The organism is Pseudomonas sp. Ant30-3 (assembly GCF_000690905.1).
Lineage (GTDB): Bacteria > Pseudomonadota > Gammaproteobacteria > Pseudomonadales > Pseudomonadaceae > Aquipseudomonas.
Map to the genome: position 1 here is coordinate 1 of NZ_JMCL01000154.1, position 20,568 is coordinate 20,568.

A 20,568-nucleotide genomic window follows, 5' to 3' on the forward strand; every position below is an offset into this window, starting at 1 on the left:
GGTCTGTGGGTTTTCAAATTACCAATGAAGCAGGTGAGTAATGGTCAGCTCCTCTGCAACTAAAAGTAACCGCCTGCTCAATCCCTGGGCACTGGCGGTGGTGGCGGTTGCTGTGGGAGGTTTGCTGTGGGCGACCTTCCAGCGTGAAGAAGTATTCCAGCCCGATGGACGTGAGCCTGATGCCGTGTCGGCCAATTACGCCGAGCTGTTGCTGACGGCGCACCCGGATGACGATCACCTGCGTCTGCAGTTGGTCGATCTGTTGATCCGTCTGGGTGACTACGCCAAGGCACGCCAACACCTGGAAGCCTGGCCAAAACCAGTGCCGGAAGTTCAGGCTTACTATCGCCTGGAACTGGACGCTCTGGACGCTGCGAAAAGCAACGACCTGATCGCCCAGCAAGCCCTGGTCGAGCGCCTGAAAAGCTTTGACCATCGCAAGCTGCCCGTGCCTTTGTTGCAGAACCTGGCGAAGCTCGCGCTGACCTTGCAGGCCCCGGCCTTCGCGGCCAACGTCTACGAAGAAGTTGCCGGACGCGATCCGAAGCTACGCAGCGAGTCGCTGAAATCCGCTGCCCAGTGGCACATGGCTGGCGAACAGCCAGGCCGTGCCGCCGAGATTTATCTGCAGCTCAAAAAGGACGCTCAGCTGGACAGCGAGCGTCGCGAGTATGCGCAGCTGGCGTTCAACAGTCTGCTGTCTGCCGGTCGTGGCGATGAGGCAGCGCAGGTGCTGTCTGACGAATTGCCGAAGCTGACCAACGCACAAACCGATGCCGAGTGGCTCGAGCAGGGCGTTGATGTCGCGGTGGCGAGCAAGCGCTTTGATCTGGCGCAGCGCGTGCTGAAACAGTGGCAAACCCTGCAACCGGACAACCCGAAAATCCCGCTGAAAGATTTTCACATGCGCCTGGCCATCGGTGATTTGGCCGGTGCCTGGGAAACGGGTCAGCAGTTGGCGGTCGATTATCCGGATGATCCGGATTTGCTCGAACAGATGGCTCATCTCGGTGAATGGCGCGGCGATCCCGCGGCTGCGCTGGGTTACTGGATTCGCCTGCTCAAGCTGCAGGAAGACCCGCAAACCCGCGAGCGCGCGTGGCGCCTGGCCAGCCAGCAATTCGACTTCGACCGGTCGATTCCGCTGCTCGCAGAAATCATGAGCCAGCGTGCGCTGACGGATATCGAGCTCGATGCCCTGAACTACGGTCATGAATCACGTGGTACGCCGGGCGAAGCCGAAGCCTGGTTCCGCGCGTACGTGCAGAAATACCCGACCCATCGTCTGGCCTGGACGCGTCTGCTGCAGAACCTGGAAAACACCGGGCAGTTTGCGGCCAAGGCGAAGGTTTACGAGAACTATTCGAACCGCTTCAAGCTGGACACCGTCGAGCAGGTCGACCGGGCCAATACCTACCTCAAGCTGTTTGATTCCGAATCAGCATGGAGCGTGGTGCAGGCGGACGATCAGAGCATCAACGACGCTGATTACTGGCGCTCCCGGGCTTCACTGGCATGGGATCTGGAGCGCGATGAAGACTTGCGCGTCTCCCTGGAAAAAGTGCTGTCGATCGATGGCAAGTTGACCGGTGGTGACGAAAGCCAGCTGATCACCCTGTATCGCACTCGCGACCCGCAGCGCGCGCTGAAACTGACGATTGCCAGCTGGCAGCGCACCAAGGATCCGCAGCGTCTGGTCGAAGCCTTGCAGCAAGCGCAGGAGCTGAACGACTGGCCGCAAGTGGTCGCGTTGCTCAAGGATGCCGAGCAATACCCGGCCGCCTACGAGCAGGCGCAGGTGCTCGCCATTCGCGGTGCGCTGGCTGTGCAGCAAGGGCAGCCCGAAGAGGCCGAGCGCCTGTACTTGCTCGGTCTGTCGCGCTATCCCGCTGACAACCTGTTTCGTGAGCGTCTGGTGTGGCTGTACGTCGATCAGGGCGACACCGGCAAACTCAAACCGCTGCTGAGCCAATGGCGCTCCCATGCACGTGAAGACCGCGTGCTGTGGCTGCCGTTCGCCAGTGCGAGCCAGATGCTAGGCCGCGACGCCGAGGCATTGGCCTGGTATCGCATGTACCTCAAAAGCAGTCCGAACGACTGGCTGGTCCGCGCGGCTTACGCCGATGCACTCGACAGCGCCGGTTATCAGGATGCCGCTCAGCGTCTGCGCCTGAAATTGCTGCGCAGCCCGGAAGTGGAAACCATCGAACCGTCGTCGCAGCGTTACGCGATCTGGTTGCGTCTGGTGGCGAGCAGCTATTCGCCACGCAAGGCGCAGCAGGAAGTGCTGAAGAACTGGAAAGACGGCTCGCCGGCGATGCTGCAGTTGTGGTTCGAACGCTTGCTGGCACGTCTCGACGCGACCAATCAGGAATCGCAGAAAGATGCATGGCTGGAGTGGGCCCGTGGCCAAGGCTTGAAAGTCGAGCGTTACGAGCAGATTCAGCAAGCCTTGCGCAGCCGCAACAAAGATCAGGTTGAAGCGCTGCTGGCCAGTAGCGATCTGAACCCGGCGCAGCGTGCGCAGGCCCTCAATCGCCTGGGCCGTCTGGGCGAAGCGCTCGACACCAGCCTGTCGGCACTCGGCGACGATCAGCCAGTGGCCGTGCGCGAACAATTGCGTCGTCAGGCCGTCGAGCTGCACGAGCGCACGCCGCAGGGTGCGCAGCTGTCCTGGCACCAGCAGGATTTCGGCGGTCTGGAATTCAACGCGCCACGTCTGCAGATCGCCCACAACCTGGGTGATAACTGGTACGCCGATGTGCAACTTGAGCAGGGCGATTACAAAGGCGACGACATCATCGCTTCCGAGATTGGCGAGGAGCGCAACGCTGCGCTGACCCTGCAACGTCCGGTGGAAAACGGCAGCTACAAACTGTTCGCCGACACCAGTCAGCGCAGCGACGACGACCGCAATGGCCTGGGAATTTCCCGGACCTGGCAGGTCAGCCCGAGCCACGAACTGGAACTCGGTGCCGGCTGGCATCGCAAGAGTGAAGACAGCGGCCTGATGCGCGCTTTCGGGCAACAGGACAGCGTCTGGCTCGGCGGTCGTCACGGCCTCACTGCGCGCGATCAGATCAGTTGGGAAGTGGCGCAGAGGTCGTTCTCTACCCGTGCCGGGGATAACCTCGGAAACGGCCAGGCGCTGAAGATGGAATACAACCACACGCTGGAGTTTGCAGGCCCGAACTGGACCCTGCGCGGCGGTCTGGATTATCAGCACAACGACGTCAAGGATCGCACGCTGGATTATCTGTCCAGCAACAACGGTGGTCCGGTGCGACGTGTTGAAGATAACGACAACCCCGAGACGGTGCTGGCCAGCGATCTGCTGCAAAGCACCTACAGCCAACTCTATGTCGGCAGCTCGTGGCGTCGCGGAATACCGGGCGCACTGGTGCGCACCAAACCGCAATACACCTGGTTGGTGGATGTAACGGCAGGCTGGCAATGGCTGGATCAAACTTTTAACTACGGCATCAACACCGGGATCGGCGTCGAAGTGCTGGGTGATGACGAACTGGCCCTGACCTTCGGTTACCAATCTGCGCCTCAGGGCGGGGATGGTCAGGCCGGCGGGACCCTGGGTGTGAGCTACGGCGTGCGGTTTGGGCGCTGATCATGGAATGTCTACGGAGAAAAACTATGCAAGCAATTCGTAACCTGGGCCTGGCCCTCACGGTCCTGTTCGTCGCCGGCTGCGCCAGCTTCACCGATGAAGCCAGCCCGAACCTGTCGCGCACTGCGCAGTGGGGCATCGTGCCGGTGGTCAACTACTCGCAAACGCCACAAGCCGGTGAACGCGCCGAGCAGATCCTGCTCAGCGTGCTCAGCAGTCGCGGTCTGCAACCCCGGGTTTACCCGGCGAGCACCGAAGGCGAACAAGCGCTGATGGACGACAATGAGCGCCTGGCCGGCGCCCTCGACTGGGCACGCCAGCAGAAGCTCGACTATGTCGTCGCCGGCAGCGTCGAAGAATGGCAGTACAAGAACGGTCTGGATGGTGAACCGGCAGTGGGCATCAGCCTGCGCGTGCTGGAAGCCAGCACCGGTCGCGTGCTCTGGAGCAAAAGCGGCGCGCGCGCCGGTTGGTCCCGTGAAAGCCTGGCGGGCACCGCTCAAACGGTACTCGACAAACTTGTTGGCGCCCTTCGGTTCGAGTGATTGCAATGAATTCTCCGCACATGGATTACAGCCTGGCGCCTCGCGCCAGCGGGCCGGTGTCTTGGCTGGAAACGTTTCTGGTCACCGGCGGGGCCATCGGCCTGGGCTTGTGGCTGACGCCTGAAGACCCGTTGCAAATGCACGGTGGTTTCCCTTGGCCGATTCTGGCGCCGCTGCTGTTGGGCGTGCGGTACGGCTTTGTGCGCGGCCTGCTCAGCGCCGGCCTGTTGGTGCTGGCCCTGTTCGCGTTGCGCTTGAAAGGGCACGAAGGTTATGCCGAGCTTGAGCCGTCGTACATTGTCGGCTTGCTGGTCTGCGGCATGCTGGTGGGTGAGGTTCGCGATCTGTGGGAACGGCGCCTGGAGCGTCTGCAGATGGCCAACGATTATCGCCAGTATCGTCTCGACGAGTTCACGCGGGCGCACCAGATTCTGCGCGTCTCTCACGACCTGCTGGAACAGCGCGTCGCCGGTAGCGACCAGAGCCTGCGCAGTTCGCTGCTGGGCTTGCGGGAAAAACTGCGCGTGTTGCCGGCCGAAGGCGATGCGCTTGCGGCGCTGGCCGATCCGATCGTGGCAGTGCTCGGACAGTACGGTGCGTTGCGTGTGGCCGGTTTGTATCGGGTCGACGAGCGTGGCGAAAACGTCCTGCCGGAGGCGCTGGCGACCGTCGGCATCATGGGCCCGTTGGGCACCGAAGATGGTCTGGTCAAGCTGTGCATGGAACGCGGCGAGTTGGTCAGCGTGCGTCAGGAATTAATTGATGCCGGCACCTCGACGCAGTTCTCCTCGCTGCAGGCGTGCATCCCGTTGATCGACGCTGAAGGTCGTCTGCTGGCGATTCTGGCTGTTCGGCAGATGCCGTTCTTCGCCTTCCAGGATCGCACCTTGAGCCTGCTCGCGTTGCTGGGTGGGCACATCGCCGACCTGTTGCGCAGAGACGAGACCGTGCTGCAACTGCCGGACGCCGATGCTCAGCAGTTCACCCTGCAACTCAAGCGTTCGCTGATGGATGTCGAGCAACACAAACTGGCAGCCGGTCTGTTCGCGTTTGAAATGACCCGTCCCAACGATGAGCTGACGCGCCTGCTGGAACGCAGTCAGCGTGGTCTCGATCTGCACTTGCCGGTGCGCAACAACCGCGATCATCAGCTGCTGCTGGTGCTCCTGCCGTTGACCAGCCCGCAAGGCACCGAAGGTTATCTGGCGCGGATTAACGTGTTGCTGCATGAACACTTCGGCATCGAAAGTAATCTGGACAGCCTTGGCGTGCGGGTGATGCCTTTCAATCTGGAGCCTGGCTATGAACGCGACGGGCTGCGTAATTTCCTGTTCAACGAGTGTGGCCTGAATGATCAGCAAGTGGCTGTTTAGCGGAGCCTTGTTGTTAGAGGCAGGCAGCTGGGCCAGTCTGTGGCTGCCGGCGCCCGAGTTACAACAATTGCTGGTGTTCACCCTCAGCCACGGCCTGGCGTGCGCGCTGTTGTGCGCCGCTGTGTGGCTGTTGTTGCCAGCGCGTTATCGCGCGCCATTGCCGTGGAGCCCGCTGTTCATTTTCAGCCTGGCGTTCTTTGTGCCGGTGATCGGTACGATAGGCGTGGTGCTGTCGATTTTTCCGGCGCTTTACCTGCCGCGCAAACGCGACAAACAAGCCTGGCAAGCGGTGGGCATTCCAAGCCTGCCGTTCCGCGCGCAACTGCAATCGCACTCGCCGATTTTCGCCGACGGCGGTTTGCAGGACGTGCTGCGCCACGCGCCTGATCCGGATCAGCGCCTCGCCGCTTTGCTCGCCACGCGACGCATGCCGGGGAAGGAAGCGGTGCCGATCCTCAAGCTGGCACTGGGCGACCCGAGCGATGACGTGCGCCTGCTGGCGTACTCGATGCTCGACAAGCAGGAAAGCGACATCAACCTGCGCATCCAGATTGCACTCGGCCAGTTGACCAGTGCCAACGCCAAAGCTGCCGGTGCGCTGCATGGCACCCTGGCGCGTTGGTATTGGGAGCTGGCCTACCTTGGCCTGGCGCAGGGCAGCGTGCTGGATCACGTGCTTGATCAAGCCAGTGAACATGCCGAGCTAGGTTTACAGGCAGGCGAGGGCGGCGAGCTGTTTTTGCTGGCCGGACGCATTGCCCTGGAACGCGGTGACATCGAGCGCGCCGAAGTGCTGCTGGGTCAGGCCCAGGACAACGGCATGGGCGCAGCGCAGATCTTGCCGTTCCGCGCCGAACTGGCGTTCGAGGCCGGCCGCTATCACGAAATTCCGGGTCTGCTCGCCAGCCTTCCCGAGAAAACCCGTCAGCGTCCACCGTTCGCTGAGCTGGTGAGGAGCTGGACATGAATCACAAGGAAGAGGCACCGGTAGCCGACATCTGTCTGCTCCTCGAAGGCACCTGGCCGTATGTGCGCGGCGGCGTGTCGAGCTGGATTCACCAGATGATTCTCGGCCTGCCGGAACTGACGTTCTCGGTGGCGTTCATTGGCGGCCAGCGTTCCGCTTACGGCGAGCGCCGTTACGAGGTGCCGGCCAACGTCGTGCACATCGAAGAAATGTTCATCGAAAGCGCGGTCCACCCGACGCACACGATCGGCACGCCGCGCGAGGCCGACAAGCAACAGCTGGCCGATCTGTACCGCTTCCTGCATCACCCGGAATTGCCGGAGCCGGAACTCGGTGAGCGCTTGCTCGATCGCATCGCCCAGGGCGACATGACTCTCGATGACGTCTTGCGCAGCCGCGCCAGTTGGGAAGCATTGAGCGAAGGCTACAATCAGCATTGCGCCGACCCGTCCTTCGTCAACTATTTCTGGACCTTGCGCACCATGCAGTCGCCGCTGCTGATGCTCGCCGAAGCGTCGCGCAAAATGCCGCGGGCCCGCGTGTTGCACTCGATTTCCACCGGTTACGCCGGGATATTGGGCTGCATCCTCAAGAAGCGCTGGAACTGCACCTACCTGCTCAGCGAGCACGGCATTTACACCAAGGAACGCAAAATCGATCTGGCCCAGGCCAGCTGGATTGCCGAGAGTTCCGGGCAGGCGCTCAACCGCAGCCTCGATGCTGGTTCGGGTTACATCCGAACTTTGTGGGTACGCTTTTTCGAGCGAATCGGCCAACTGACCTACAACAGCGCCGACAACATTATCTCGCTGTATGACGGCAACCGTCAGCGGCAGATCAAGGACGGCGCCGAACCGAGCCGCACTCAAGTGATCCCCAACGGCATCGACTTGCCGCAGTGGACCGCTGCGCTGCAAGCTCGCGAACCCGGCATCGCGCCGGTAGTGGGTTTGATCGGGCGAGTGGTGCCGATCAAGGACGTGAAAACCTTCCTGCGCGCCATGCGTGGCGTGATCAGTGCGATGCCGCAAGCCGAAGGCTGGATCGTCGGTCCCGAAGAGGAAGATCCGGAATACGTCAGCGAGTGCCGCAGCCTGATGGCCAGTCTGGGCCTGGAGGGCAAGGTGCATTTTCTAGGCTTTCAGCGCATTCAGGAAATCCTGCCGAAGCTCGGCCTGATGGTGCTGACCTCGATCAGTGAAGCGCAGCCGCTGGTAATCCTCGAAGCGTGGGCGGCCGGTACGCCGGTGGTCAGCAGCGACGTCGGTTCGTGCCGCGAGCTGATCGAAGGCGGCAGTGCTGAAGACCGTGACCTGGGCGTCGCCGGTAAAGTGGTGGCGATTGCTGATCCACAAGCCACCAGCGCGGCGATTCTCGAGCTGTTGCGCAGCCCGCAACGCTGGCAAGCGGCTCAGACCAGCGGTTTGTTGCGTGTCACCCGTTACTACACCGAAGCCTTGATGCTGCAGCGTTATCGCGACTTGTATAAAGCAGCCATGGAGAACAGTTAAATGGCCGGTATTGGCTTCGAGCTGCGCAAAATACTTTCGCGCGATTCCTACACCTCGACCCTGCACGCCTACGTGTATGCCGGTCTGATCAGTTCCGGGCCGTGGGTGTTGTCGATCATCAGCGTCATGCTGGTGGGGATCATCAGCCTGGGCTTGCTGCTGCCGAATGCATTGGTCGGACAGTTTCTGGTCACGGTGACGTACCTGATGGCGACTTCGCTGATCCTCACGGGCGGCCTGCAGTTGTTCTTCACTCGTTTCGTTTCCGACCGTCTGTTCGAGCACAAGTACGAGCAGATTCTGCCGAACTTGCTGGGCATTCTGCTGCTGGTCACGATCGCTGCCGGCGTGTTGGGCATCATCGTGCTGGGCCTGCTGTTCGACCAGCCACTGATCTACCGCGTGCTGGTGCTGGCGAACTTTGTAGTGCTGTGCAACCTGTGGCTGGTGATCATTTTCCTGTCGGGGATGAAAGCCTATAACCGCATCCTGCTGGTGATGCTGGTGGGCTACACGCTGATGGTGGCGAGCGCCTACGTGTTGAGCTTCCTGCAGATGCCGGGCTTGCTCCTGGCGTTGTTGATCGGGCACAGCACGCTGCTGTTTCTGTTCCTCTACGACATTTTGCGGGAGTACCGCGCCGAGAAACTGATCGCTTTCGATTTTCTCGATCGGCGCCAGGTTTTCCTGAGCCTGTTGGCCACCGGTTTCTTCTACAACTTCGGCATCTGGATCGACAAGTTTCTGTTCTGGTTCAACCCCGCCACTTCCAATGCCGTGGTCGGCCCGTTGCGCGCGTCCATCCTGTATGACTTGCCGATTTTCCTCGCGTACCTGGCGATCATCCCCGGCATGGCCGTGTTCCTGGTGCGCATCGAAACCGATTTTGCCGAATGGTACGACCGTCTGTTCCGGGCCATCCGCGACGGTGAAACCCTGCAGCACATTGGCTCGCTGAAAACCGAGATGACCCTGTCGATCCGTCAGGGCCTGCTGGAAATCTGCAAGGTTCAAGGTCTTACGGTGGTGCTGTTGTTCCTGTTCGCGCCACGTCTGCTCGACTGGCTGGGCATCTCCAGCTACTACCTGCCGCTGTTCTACATCGACCTGATCGGCGTGAGCATTCAAGTGGTATTCATGGCCTTGCTCAACGTGTTCTTCTACCTCGACAAACGCGCCGTGGTGCTGGAGCTGTGCGTGCTGTTTGCGGTGTTGAACGGCGTGCTGACGCTGCTCAGCATGTACCTGGGCCCAAGTTTCTTCGGCTACGGGTTCACGCTGTCGTTGCTGGTGTGTGTATTGCTCGGTTTACAGCGTCTGTCCAAGGCACTGGAAGATCTGGAATACGACACCTTCATGATGTCGCGCTAACGTTTCTGGCTTGTACAAAAAAGGCACTTGCGAGCCACGCAAGTGCCTTTTTTTTGTGCCGATGATTCCGACTGGCGTTACTTGCGAGTCGCTGACTCGCTGCTACGCTTGAACGGTCGGAGCTGCCGACGAAAGACGACCTGTTCCGGCCCCCTCCTTACCCGTCCTGATCAGGAGTCATCGTCATGAGCACTGCACTGGAATCTGTTCTGTACACCGCAAAAACCCACACAGTCGGCGGTCGCACCGGCACCGGTAAATCCAGCGACGGCGAGCTGGACGTGAAATTCAGCTCTCCGGGTTCAGGCAAACCTGGGACCAATCCTGAACAGCTGTTTGCGTTGGGTTATTCCGCTTGTTTCATCGGCGCGATCCAGGTGGCGGCGGGCAAAATGAAAATCAGGTTGCCGGAGGATACGTCGGTGGATGCCGAAGTGGATCTGGGCAAAACCGGGGATGGCAATTTTCAGCTGGCGGTGAGATTGAACGTCAATTTCCCCGGGCTGGAAGAGAGTGTTAAGCGTGAGCTGGCGGAAGCGGCGCATCAGATCTGCCCTTATTCGCGGATGACGCGTGATGGGGTGAATGTGGAGTTGAATGTCGTCTGAACGCCGCATCTTTGTAGGAGCAAGCTTGCTCGCGAATCGGAGTGTCATTCACCGTTAACGTTGCATGACTTCACCGCAGCGCGAGCAAGCTCCCACACGCGCCGATGCATCGATTCCGTCTGGCCAAACTACTAGAAGCAACAAAACCCGCACTCGGCGGGTTTTGTTTTTGTGGGCAGCCAGTAGTGCGGGGAGTGGTGTTACTTGACCTTCGCGTTCTTGATGTCGCTGATGATTTGCTGAGCGATAGCCTCGACTTGCTCTTTGGTCATAGCAGACATCACGCCTTCCCACGCAGATGAGGACGTGTCATATGTCCGGGTCCCGATCAAGCTTCCGGATTTCAAGTCTGTAAAATCAGCGCTCGAATTGACCCATGCATTGCCGACCATAACGCCCGCTCCATAACGTGCGCCAGGAGTCAGGTAGCGGAAATTGGTCACTTTGATGGTGATACCGACACCCTCCTTGTTGTTGGAACTCACAGTTTGGGTTTGGGTAAGTGCATAGCCCGCGCGAGCTGCTTCAGCCTGGAGAGCTTCATTCCAGTCGCGCTGTAAAAGAGGCCAGTCTTCATTTTCCTGAACCTTGCTGTTCCCCTGGAAACTCACCATCAGATTTTGCTTCGCCGATTGTTGAATGGCCAGTGTCTCAGTGCCGCCGCTTTTAACGGACGCTGCGCAACCGGTCAGCAGCGACAGGGCGACAAAGCATGAAAGGGGTAGCAAAAATTGAGGGGTTTTCATTGAATTTCCGTATTCGGGAGCGAGAGTTAGAGGCGTTCGGACGCACTGCTTGCAACCGAGTATTAGTCGAATGGTGGCAAAATGATTCCGGTGCGCCATGGTGCTAAACATTTAGGGGGCCGTCAATCAAAGGCTGAATTACCAGACCCCAGATGCAACAAAACCCGCACTTGGCGGGTTTTGTTTTGCTTCTGATTTGGTGGAGCCGGGGGGATTTGAACCCCCGTCCGCCAGTACTCCGCTGTCGGTACTACATGCGTAGCCGTTTCTATTAAGTTAACCCTCAGCGACCCGAAGGGCAGGGTGCTTTGGGCGAGTTGTGTAAGTTTTAGCCGCTTCGTCCACAACGTACTGCACGGCGATTCTGTTCTATATGACAATCACTTTGGGTTTACAGACATCCCCTGGTGATTGCTGAACCCGAAGGTATCAGAAGGGAAGGGCTAAGGCTGCTTACGCAGCGAGAGCGTATTCCCCGTAGGTTTCGTCATTGGCAACTATAGAAAGTTGCAACAGTGGATTTACGAGTTCTGTTACCAACTCGGCATGCACCTAAAGTTTCGCAACCGGCGTCGAATCCTAAACGGCCCCGAGCTTGCTGCTGCGTGAATCAATGTGAGCAGCAAGCGTGTGCAGTGTACGACAACGACGCTCAGAAGGCCAACCCGAAGGTTGGCGCCTGATCAAAGATCAGTTATTGGAGCTACTGGTTTTCTGCAATTCCTGGATGGTCCGCTGGGTTTCAGCGATGCATTTCTCAGTGCCATCCTTGGTGTTCATTGCCTGATGCGCCTTGGCTTGCTGGACGCTGGCGTCTACCTGGCTCTGCATATTCTTGGCTTGAATCTGCGCTTTGGCATTTTCGATGGTCTGCAGATTGGTTGCGCAGAGGTCTTCCGATGCCGCAAACGAAGTGGAAGCCATCATGGAAGCAGTAACGAACAGACCTAACAGTACAGAACGGTTCATGTATTTCTCCTTGGTCTGAAGGTCCAGGCATCGCTGGCCGTCAGGACGGGCTGCCGATTGGGTAGGGCCTGGCATTTTGCCGGGCTTACTCAGTGGACTACAGCGACACGTCAGGGTTCTATTTTTTCTTCAGCCCGCCCTTGCCTGAGTGACGCGGTCTACCAAATAGACCAGCCCGTGGTAGTCGATTTCGCCGTGCTGCGTCAGACCGATCTCACAGGTGCGGCTGGTGGAAATACCCTCGCTGCAATATTGCACAGCGTCCTTCAACGACCTCAGCGCGTGTGCGTTTAACTCCGGCGTGGTGAAGCCTTTGTCGCCGGCGAATCCGCAGCAATGAATGCCTTCGGGGATCACCACGTTTTTGCTGCACTTGCGCGCCAGATCAATCAGCGCCTGGCTCTCGCCAAGGTGCTGAGTGCTGCAGGTGACATGCACCGCAATCGGCGCTTCCTGCGGCGTGAAGTCCAGTCGTTCCATCAGATGCGTACGGATGAAACGCACTGGATCGTAAAGGTCGAGTCGAACCTCTCCCAGGTCTTGAATCAAGCGCAACGTGCACGGGCTGGTGTCGCAATAAATCGGATCGAGTCCGCCGCGACTGGCGTGCAGCAGTGCGCCGATCAGCTCCTGGCGTTTGTGTTCCGCCTGCTCAGCGTAGCCTTTGGACGCAAAGGGCTGACCGCAGCAGAGACTGTCCTGATTGTCTGGAAAGACGACCTGGTAACCGGCCTTTTCCAGCAATCCGCGGGTTTTGTCGTACAGCGACATTTGTTCTTTATCGCCGGCCGCCGGGCCCATGACGCGCGACACGCACGCCGCCAGATACACCACGCGCGGGCGCTCATCCGAGACGCTGGGGCTGAACCGAATCGCTCTCTCGGGCTGGGGCATGGCGCTGGACCATTGCGGGACACGCCCTCTGGAAAGCTTCGTCAGTGTGGCGGAAAGTTTCGCCAGTCGCGGCGCTCCCAGCAGCATTCGCGCGCCGTTGGCCGCATGCAACGTGAAGCGCGCGCCTTGCATGGCGGTGGCGAAATTTCCTTCAAGCCAGCTGGCGGTTTTCGTATGCGTCGCTTTACGGCTACGCAGCTTTTTCACCAGCTCGCCAGTATTGATGCCTACAGGGCAACGTTGAGCGCAGAGACCGGTCGCGGCGCAGGTGTCGATGCCTTGATAATCGTAAGCCGCTTCCAGTTCAGTGGTATCGACGCCCGCACGCTTCTTCGCCTGAATGTCGCGCCAGATGACGATGCGCTGGCGCGGGCTGAGGGTCAGTCCTTTGGACGGGCAGACCGGCTCGCAGAAACCGCACTCGATGCACTTATCCACAATCTCGTCGGCGGCCGGTAGCGGTTTCAGGTGTTTGAGGTGGATCTGCGGATCGTCGCTGAGCACCACGTCCGGATTGAGAATCCCGTTCGGGTCGAGCAGGCGTTTGAGCTGCCACATCAACTGGTAAGCATCGCTGCCCCATTCCAGTTCGACGAAGGGCGCCATATTGCGGCCGGTGCCGTGCTCGGCTTTCAACGAGCCGCCGAACTCCACCGCGACCAATTGCGCGACGTCGTCCATGAACGCCTGATAGCGGGCGATTTCCTGGGAATTGTTGAAGCCCTGGGTGAAGACAAAATGCAGATTGCCTTCCAGTGCGTGTCCGAAAAGGATCGCTTCGTCGTAGTCATGTTTGTCGAACAACTCGATCAGGCGGTTCACACCGATGGCCAGCTGTTCGACCGGGAAGGTCACGTCTTCGATGATCACAGTAGTGCCGGTTTTGCGCACCGCACCGACAGCGGGAAAGGTGTCTTTGCGGATCGCCCAGAGTCGGGCGTTTTCCAGCGGGTCTTCAGTGAAGTCGACCTGTTTTTCCACCGGGAATGACGCCAGCGACGTCATGATCTGCGCCAGTTGTTCACGCAGTAGCGTGGACGTTGCTGCGCGGGATTCGATCAGCAGCGCACAGGCATTATTCGACAATTGCTGTACGAAAGCGGGCATGCCGGGTTTGTCCTGAACCGAGCGCAAACTGCGCCGGTCGAGCAGTTCCACAGCGGACACCGGTTGGCTTTTCAACACGGTGACGGCGTTACAGCAAGTCTCCACGTCCGGGAACACGATCAGTGCCGAGGCTTTGTTCGGGTGATCGATCACCGTGTCGTAAGTCACGGCGCTGATGAAGCCCAGCGTGCCTTCGGATCCCACCAACAAGTGGCTCAAGATATCCACAGGCTCATCGAAATCCACCAGCGCATTGAGTGACAGGCCGGTGGTATTTTTCAGACGGTATTTGTGGCGGATTCGTGCAGCCAGTTCGGCGTTGGCGCGGGTTTCTCGGCCCAGCGTAGCCAGGCGTTCAAGCAGTGCAGCGTGACTCTCACGAAACGCTGCGACACTGGCGGCATCTTCAGTATCGAGCCGGCTGCCATCGGCCAGCACCAGACGAATGCCAGCCAGTGTGTGATAGGTGTTTTGCGCCGTGCCGCAGCACATGCCGCTGGCATTGTTGGCAACAATGCCACCGATCTTGCAGGCGTTGATCGAGGCCGGGTCAGGGCCGATCTTGCGTCCGAACGGTGCCAGCCACGCGTTGGCCTGTGCGCCGATCACACCGGGTTGAAGGCGGATCTGCATGCCTTGCCCGCGTATTTCACGATCGTTCCAGTTATCCCCCAGCACGATCAGCACTGAGTCACTGATGGCCTGGCCGGAGAGGCTGGTGCCGGCGGCGCGGAAAGTCACCGGGACCTGATCGCGCTGCGCCAGTTGGAGCAACGCCACCACTTCATCTTCGGATTCGACGCGGATTACCAGCTGCGGAATCAACCGATAAAAACTCGCGTCGGTGCCGAAAGCCAGGGTCGACAGCGGATCATCGAAACGCCGCTCCGGTGGAATCAGTTGCTGCGCATCACGCAGGAAAGCCGTCGGTAGACTCATTGGTCCTCCAGAATCAAAACCACCAGGTCTTTCGGACCGTGGGCGCCGTACGCCAGCACCTGCTCGATATCGGCTGTCTTCGAAGGGCCGGACACCAGCAGCGCATTGGTCGGCATGCCGTTGGCCCAGCGCAACTCCTGCTGCACCTGATAGAAGTTGTCGCGGATCTCACTGGCCTTGAGCAAGGCGAAATGCACCGGCGGTACCAGACTCATCAAACGCGGTTCTTCCGGCGTCGGCCAGAGAATCAGACTACCGGTCGCAGCGATTGCTCCCAGCGTGGTCGTCAGACTGGCCGGTGTGTCGTTGAACAATTCGGTTTTCCATTCTTCTACCGGGCGGTCGTAGGACTTGAGTACTGGCAGATCAGGATTATTCGCCCAGTACTGAGTGACACGCGCACCGTGAGGTGTCGTCGGCGCGATCAACAGACTCGGCAGCTGGCGATCATGCAGCAGTTGCGCCAGCAGTGCTGGCCACCCTTCGTCGCAGGTCAGATGGATTTCCGTGTGCACGGCCTCCATCAGTTTGCGCAATTGCGGGATACGTTGTTCAGGCTGGTAGGTGTAGGGCGCCGTCACCAGTTCGACGTCGAACTCGTCAGGCACCGGCGTGGTGCCCGTCAGACTTTTCCGTAGTTTGGTCAGGATATTTTGCTTGGCGCTCATCGACGATCTCCCTGCTTGGCCAAATGTTCGCGCGCCATGTCATGCAGCGTGCGAGCCGCGGGTTTCGGGGCGCTGTGATTTTGCGTCCACGGGCCGACGTTGTCTGGCGTAAGAGCGCGTAACCGCGTGGCGAAAAATCCGAACAGGCGATACAGGGTGGGCGAGCTGTTGAGCCTGGCCCAGGCGTTCCAGATGAAGCGTTCTTTGCGCGAATATTTACTGCCCTGGCCGCGCATGATGTGCTTCGGATCATTCGGGGCTTTGACGTTTTCTTCGCGCAGTCGACGCAGCAGCGCCGGGATCGGAATCTTTACCGGGCAGACTTCACCGCACGCGCCACACAGCGACGAAGCGCTCGGATGGTCCGGGACTTTCGCCAGGCCGACCATGTGCGGGGTGATGATTTTTCCGATAGGCCCGGGGTAAACCTCCCCATAGGCGTGGCCGCCGATTCGGGTGTAGACCGGGCAATGATTCATACAAGCGCCGCAGCGGATGCAGTTCAGGGTCTGGCGCAACTCGCTGTCGGCAAACGCCTGGCTGCGACCGTTGTCCAGCAACACCAGGTGTACTTCCTGCGGGCCGTCCAGTTCATGTGCCTTGCGCGGGCCGGAGATCATGTTGACGTAGGTGGTGATCGGCTGGCCGAGTGCCGAACGGGTCAGCAGCGACAACAGTGGCACCACGTCGCGAAGGTTTTCCACGACTTTTTCGATGCCGGTGACGGCGATGTGCACCGGCGGCACAGTGGTGGTCATCCGTCCGTTGCCTTCGTTTTCAACCAGCAGCAGCGTACCGGTTTCAGCCACGGCGAAGTTGACGCCGGAGACGCCGATGTCCGCTTCAAAGAATTTCTGTCGCAAGACTTTGCGACCGATCTGAATAAGTTGGTCAACGTCCTTGGTGTACTCCACGCCAAGTTTGTCGTGGAACAAGGACGCGACCTGACCGGCATTCTTGTGGATCGCCGGCATAATAATGTGTGAAGGCTTCTCGTGGTCGAGCTGGACGATGTACTCGCCCATGTCCGACTCCAGGCATTCAATGCCACGATCAGCGAGGAAATGATTCATTTCCATTTCTTCGCTGACCATCGATTTGCCCTTGATCACTTGCCGCCCCTCGTGAGCGCGGATGATCGACAAGACGATGCCGTTGGCCTCGTCCACCGTTTCCGCCCAGTGCACTGTCACACCGTTGCGGGTCAGGTTCTGTTCAAGCTGCTCGAGCAGGTCGGGCAGCTTGGATAACGCACGGGCGCGGACAGCATTGCCCAGCGCTCGCAGATGTTCTCTTTCGTGGGCATCGCTGAAGGACGCTGCCCTTTTGGTCATCAGTGAATCCATTGCCGTGCGAAAGTTGTTTCGCAACTGCTTGTCGTCCAGGGCCTTGTGAGCCCGAGCGCGGAAGTCTTCTTCTACGGTAACCGTAGGAATAATCGCGGAAGCGTTCATTGGACGCCTCCGGTTCTTTGCCAGAGGAAACTGGCCAGATGCTGGCCGCGCAACGCTTCCTTCTGTTTTTCCAGCGCGCCGTTGATGTTCATCAGACAACCGCAATCGGCACTGAGCACCTTGTGTGCGCCGGAGTCTTTCAGCGACCGGGTCTTGTCGGCCACCATGGCGCCGGAAATGTCTGGCATACGGACGCTGAATGTCCCGCCGAAGCCACAGCATTCACTTTCATGGCTGTGTTCGACCCGTTCCACGTTGCTCAACTGCGCCAGCAGTTCGCGGCCGTGAAGGTGAGTGTTCATCTCCCGACGTGCCGAGCACGACGTGTGCAGCGCCACCTTTACCGGCTCGCCGCTGTCCTCTAGCTGCACCTTGCAGACGTACAACAGAAACTCGGCCAATTCATAGGTTCGAGCGGCCAGCGCCTGAACCTGCTTCAGCGTGTCCGGCTCATCCTTGAACAAGTCGGCGTAGTGTTCGCGCACCATGCCTGCGCACGATCCAGAGGGCACCACCACCGGAAAATCACCGGCAAACAGCGCCAGTTGCGAGCGCGCCACGGTCCGGGCCTGATCCGTGTACCCCGAGGTGTACGCCGGTTGCCCGCAGCAACTCTGCCCTTGCGGATACTCGACACGAATGCCTTCGCGCTCCAGCAAACGAATCGCATCCATCCCGGCTTCCGGGTAGAACAAATCCACCACGCAGGTTCCGAACAGATAGACCCGCGACGGTTTCTCGCCGGGGTATTGCCGAGGTTCGGGCAGTGGCGGGGCGACACGGGTCGCGTTCGGCACGGCGTTGTAAAAAAGCTCGCTCATCAGGCGTCTCCGGGTGGGCCCGGTTATCCGTCTGCTGAGGCTGCTGAATATAAAGAGCGTTGCTTTCAGCAGCCTTACAGACCGGGTGGTGAATAGCTGACGCCGGAGTCGTGGTCCGGCGTCGGTTTACGTTTCTACCCGTAGTCCGTCAGTGCACCAGCATGCCGGTGAGCCAGTAGGCCTGGACGTAAGTAATCACGCCGACAATCGTTGCAAAGAACAGGCTGTGCTTAAGGGTGAAGCGAAACAGATCCGATTCTTTGCCCACCAGGCCGGTCGCGGCGCAGGCCACGGCAATCGACTGCGGCGAGATCATCTTGCCGGTTACGCCGCCGCTGGTGTTTGCCGCTACCAGCAAGGTATCGCTGACACCGATCTGGTGCGCAGTGGTCGCTTGCAGCGAACTGAACAGGGCGTTGGACGAGGTATCCGAGCCGGTCAGGAACACGCCCAGCCAGCCCAGGAATGGCGAGAAGAACGGGAACGCTGCGCCTGTACCTGCCAGCACCAAAGCCATGGTTGACGACATGCCGGAATAGTTGGTGACGAAAGCGAATGCCAGCACCATGCCGATGGACAGAATCGGCCAGCGCAGCTCGTACAGCGTCTCCTTAAAAGTGGTAAGACCAGTTTTGACATTGATCTTCAGCACCAGCATCGAGATCAGCGCGGAAAAGAAAATGGCCGTGCCGGTGGCCGAGATCGGGTCGAGTTTGAACACCGCCGGGATTGCAGTGGGTGCAGTCACGATCGGCGCGACTTTGATGACCATCTGGTCCAGATGCGGAATCGCGAAGTTGAAGACCCAGCTGTACATCGAGCCGCCGGCGGAAAACATTGCCTTGAAGGGCTTCAGGGTCCAGATCGTCACAAGCACGGTGAGAATCAGGAAGGGTGACCACGCCTTGAGAATTTCGCCAAAGCTGTAAGGCGATACCACCGTGCTGCGCGGCAGGCCGAAACCACCGGCGCTGGCGCTCACCACGGAAGCCGAAACGGCGCCTGCAATGTGCTGGCCCGCAGCGCGCTTTGGCTGCCAGACTTTCAGGAACAACGTCAAGGAAATCAGGCTGGCGAGGGCCGAGGTGATGTCGGGCAGCTCCGGGCCAATGAAGTTCGAAGTGAAATACTGAGTGATGGCGAAACTCAAACCTGCCACCAGCGCAGCCGGCCAGGTTTCCTTGACCCCGCGCATGCCGTCCATCATGAACACCAGCCAGAACGGCACGAACAGTGACAGCAATGGCAATTGCCGGCCGGTCATGGCGCCGATCTTGAACGCGTCAATGCCGGTCACCTGGCCGGCGACGATGATCGGAATCCCCAGCGCACCGAATGCAACCGGTGCGGTGTTGGCAATCAGGCACAGGCCTGCGGCGTACAGCGGATTGAAGCCCAGTCCGACAAGCAGTGCAGCAGTAATCGCGACCGGTGCGCCGAAACCGGCGGCGCCTTCCAGGAAGGCGCCGAAGCAGAAACCGATCAGCAGCACCTGCAGGCGCTGGTCATCGGTAATCGACAGGACCGAGCTGCGGATCACTTCGAACTGCCCGCTCTTGACCGTCAGTTTGTAGAGGAAAACCGCCGCGACAATGATCCACGCAATCGGCCACAGGCCATACGCGAACCCGTATCCGGCGGCGGCAAATGCCATGTCAGCCGGCATTTGGAAGGCGAAAATGGCCACCGCGATCGACAAGGCCAGCGTGATGCTGCCGGCGACGTGACCCTTGAGGCGAAACACCGCCAAAGCCAGAAAGAAAAACACGATGGGAATGACGGCCGCGAGTGCGGACAAGCCAAGGCTGCCGAGCGGACTGTAGAGCTGTTGCCAGGTTTGCATATGGGGTGGCCCCTAATTGTTGTTGGTCAGGCACTGATCAGCGTGCTTGGATAATTGGTAATACCAATTTACAATCGCTGTTGGCTAGGGTAAAAGCCTTGTATGGGGTGTGTCAATTTGCCGCCCTAAAACTTTTGTCGAATGCGCGGTGATGATCGCGTCCGGATTCGTTGTCACTGCGCTGTCCGGTGGGTGCCTGAAGCGGGCTGATAGGCCAGAATAGAGAGCCGGCAAGTTGTCGGGATCGCGGAGAATTGAGTTATGGCTTTTGATCAAATTCGTCAGCGCCGTTTGTCTGACGATATTGTCGAGCAGCTTGAGGGGATGATCCTTGAGGGCACGCTGAAGGCTGGTGAGCGCTTGCCGGCGGAGCGGGCGCTTGCCGAACAATTCGGTGTGTCACGCCCCTCGTTGCGCGAGGCGATTCAAAAGCTGGCAGCGAAGGGGTTGCTGGTCAGTCGCCAGGGCGGCGGCAATTATGTCGTCGAGTCGCTGGGCACAACCTTCAGTGATCCCCTGCTGCATCTGCTTGAAAGCAATCCCGAGGCGCAACGTGATCTGCTGGAATTTCGCCATACGCTGGAGGCCTCCTGTGCCTACTACGCAGCGTTACGAGCGACCGATGTCGATCGTGAACGGCTGACGGCGGCGTTCAATGAGTTGCAGGATTGCTACTCGCGTCACGATGACGTCAGCCGCGTGGAAGAGGGCGCGGCTGACGCGAAATTTCACCTGGCGATCGCTGAGGCCAGCCACAACGCAGTTCTGCTGCATACGATTCGCGGGCTGTTTGATCTGCTCAAGCGCAACGTGGTGACCAACATTGGCGGCATGTACAAACAACGCACGGAAACTCGCGACATGCTGATCACTCAGCATCGAGAGCTTTACATGGCAATTATTGAGGGGCGGGCGGAACAGGCGCGAGAGGTTTCCAGCCGACACATTCTGCATGTGCAGGAAGTGCTCGAGGAGGTGCGTCAGGAAGTGCAGCGCATGGCTCGGGCGGAGCGGCGCAAGGGTATGTAGCAGCGATTGCGATTCAATGTGGCGAGGGAGCTTGCTCCCGCTCGGTTGCGCAGCAGTCGCAAAAGCGAGGGCTGCTTCGCATCCCAGCGGGAGCAAGCTCC

15 protein-coding genes and 1 other RNA gene are annotated in these 20,568 nt (G+C 59.5%); 8 read left to right on the forward strand and 8 right to left on the reverse strand.

Annotated features, from left to right (window positions below; all coding sequences use genetic code 11):
• Positions 1–40: 40 nt before the first annotated feature.
• The 7 genes from DU29_RS0127400 to DU29_RS0127430 all read left to right on the forward strand — a co-directional run bounded on the left by DU29_RS0127400 (position 41) and on the right by DU29_RS0127430 (position 9,997).
• Complete coding sequence (locus DU29_RS0127400) at positions 41–3,622, forward strand: tetratricopeptide repeat protein (protein WP_028624564.1); 3,582 nt, start codon at positions 41–43, stop codon at positions 3,620–3,622.
• 26 nt (positions 3,623–3,648) lie between these two features.
• A complete protein-coding gene (locus DU29_RS0127405) occupies positions 3,649–4,167 on the forward strand; it encodes a hypothetical protein (RefSeq protein WP_028624565.1) in 519 nt (172 codons plus the stop codon).
• Positions 4,168–4,172: 5 nt separating this feature from the next.
• On the forward strand, positions 4,173–5,540 hold the full coding sequence (locus tag DU29_RS0127410) for a PelD GGDEF domain-containing protein (protein ID WP_028624566.1): 1,368 nt from the start codon (positions 4,173–4,175) through the stop codon (positions 5,538–5,540).
• Positions 5,518–6,507, forward strand: coding sequence for a HEAT repeat domain-containing protein (locus tag DU29_RS0127415; protein ID WP_028624567.1), 990 nt, complete (start codon positions 5,518–5,520; stop codon positions 6,505–6,507). Before DU29_RS0127410 ends, DU29_RS0127415 begins: the two co-directional genes overlap by 23 nt.
• Positions 6,504–8,018, forward strand: coding sequence for a GT4 family glycosyltransferase PelF (gene pelF / locus DU29_RS0127420; RefSeq protein WP_028624568.1), 1,515 nt, complete (start codon positions 6,504–6,506; stop codon positions 8,016–8,018). Before DU29_RS0127415 ends, pelF begins: the two co-directional genes overlap by 4 nt.
• Positions 8,019–9,389 (forward strand): exopolysaccharide Pel transporter PelG, encoded by a 1,371-nt coding sequence (gene pelG, locus DU29_RS0127425; RefSeq protein ID WP_028624569.1) that lies wholly within the window; start codon positions 8,019–8,021, stop codon positions 9,387–9,389. It begins immediately after the preceding gene.
• Positions 9,390–9,574: 185 nt separating this feature from the next.
• Positions 9,575–9,997 carry an organic hydroperoxide resistance protein gene (locus tag DU29_RS0127430; RefSeq protein WP_028624570.1) on the forward strand — a complete coding sequence of 141 codons (423 nt, stop codon included), beginning with the start codon at positions 9,575–9,577 and terminating at the stop codon, positions 9,995–9,997.
• Between the two features lie 200 nt (positions 9,998–10,197).
• On the opposite strand, the gene DU29_RS0127435 is transcribed toward DU29_RS0127430, so the two are convergent.
• From DU29_RS0127435 to DU29_RS0127465, 8 genes are all read right to left on the reverse strand, one after another.
• Positions 10,198–10,743: a DUF4410 domain-containing protein gene (locus DU29_RS0127435; RefSeq protein WP_028624571.1), complete on the reverse strand. Its 546-nt coding sequence runs from the start codon at positions 10,741–10,743 to the stop codon at positions 10,198–10,200.
• Between the two features lie 197 nt (positions 10,744–10,940).
• Positions 10,941–11,334: a transfer-messenger RNA gene (ssrA, locus tag DU29_RS1000000131905) on the reverse strand.
• Positions 11,335–11,433: 99 nt separating this feature from the next.
• Complete coding sequence (locus DU29_RS0127440) at positions 11,434–11,712, reverse strand: hypothetical protein (protein ID WP_028624572.1); 279 nt, start codon at positions 11,710–11,712, stop codon at positions 11,434–11,436.
• A gap of 129 nt (positions 11,713–11,841) precedes the next feature.
• On the reverse strand, positions 11,842–14,652 hold the full coding sequence (locus tag DU29_RS0127445; RefSeq protein ID WP_028624573.1) for an FAD-binding and (Fe-S)-binding domain-containing protein: 2,811 nt from the start codon (positions 14,650–14,652) through the stop codon (positions 11,842–11,844).
• Entirely contained in the window at positions 14,649–15,320 is a 672-nt protein-coding gene (locus tag DU29_RS0127450) for a LutC/YkgG family protein (RefSeq protein ID WP_028624574.1), read from the reverse strand. The genes DU29_RS0127445 and DU29_RS0127450 overlap by 4 nt, the downstream gene beginning before the upstream one ends.
• The gene (locus tag DU29_RS0127455) at positions 15,317–16,774 is read right to left on the reverse strand and encodes a LutB/LldF family L-lactate oxidation iron-sulfur protein (protein WP_028624575.1); all 1,458 of its coding nucleotides are present in this window, start codon (positions 16,772–16,774) and stop codon (positions 15,317–15,319) included. Before DU29_RS0127455 ends, DU29_RS0127450 begins: the two co-directional genes overlap by 4 nt.
• On the reverse strand, positions 16,771–17,595 hold the full coding sequence (locus tag DU29_RS0127460; protein ID WP_028624576.1) for a (Fe-S)-binding protein: 825 nt from the start codon (positions 17,593–17,595) through the stop codon (positions 16,771–16,773). The genes DU29_RS0127455 and DU29_RS0127460 overlap by 4 nt, the downstream gene beginning before the upstream one ends.
• Positions 17,596–17,743: 148 nt before the next feature.
• Entirely contained in the window at positions 17,744–19,438 is a 1,695-nt protein-coding gene (locus DU29_RS0127465) for a lactate permease LctP family transporter (protein WP_028624577.1), read from the reverse strand.
• Positions 19,439–19,699: 261 nt separating this feature from the next.
• On the opposite strand from DU29_RS0127465, the gene DU29_RS0127470 reads away from it, so the two are divergent.
• On the forward strand, positions 19,700–20,467 hold the full coding sequence (locus tag DU29_RS0127470) for a GntR family transcriptional regulator (protein WP_028624578.1): 768 nt from the start codon (positions 19,700–19,702) through the stop codon (positions 20,465–20,467).
• Positions 20,468–20,568: the final 101 nt, after the last annotated feature.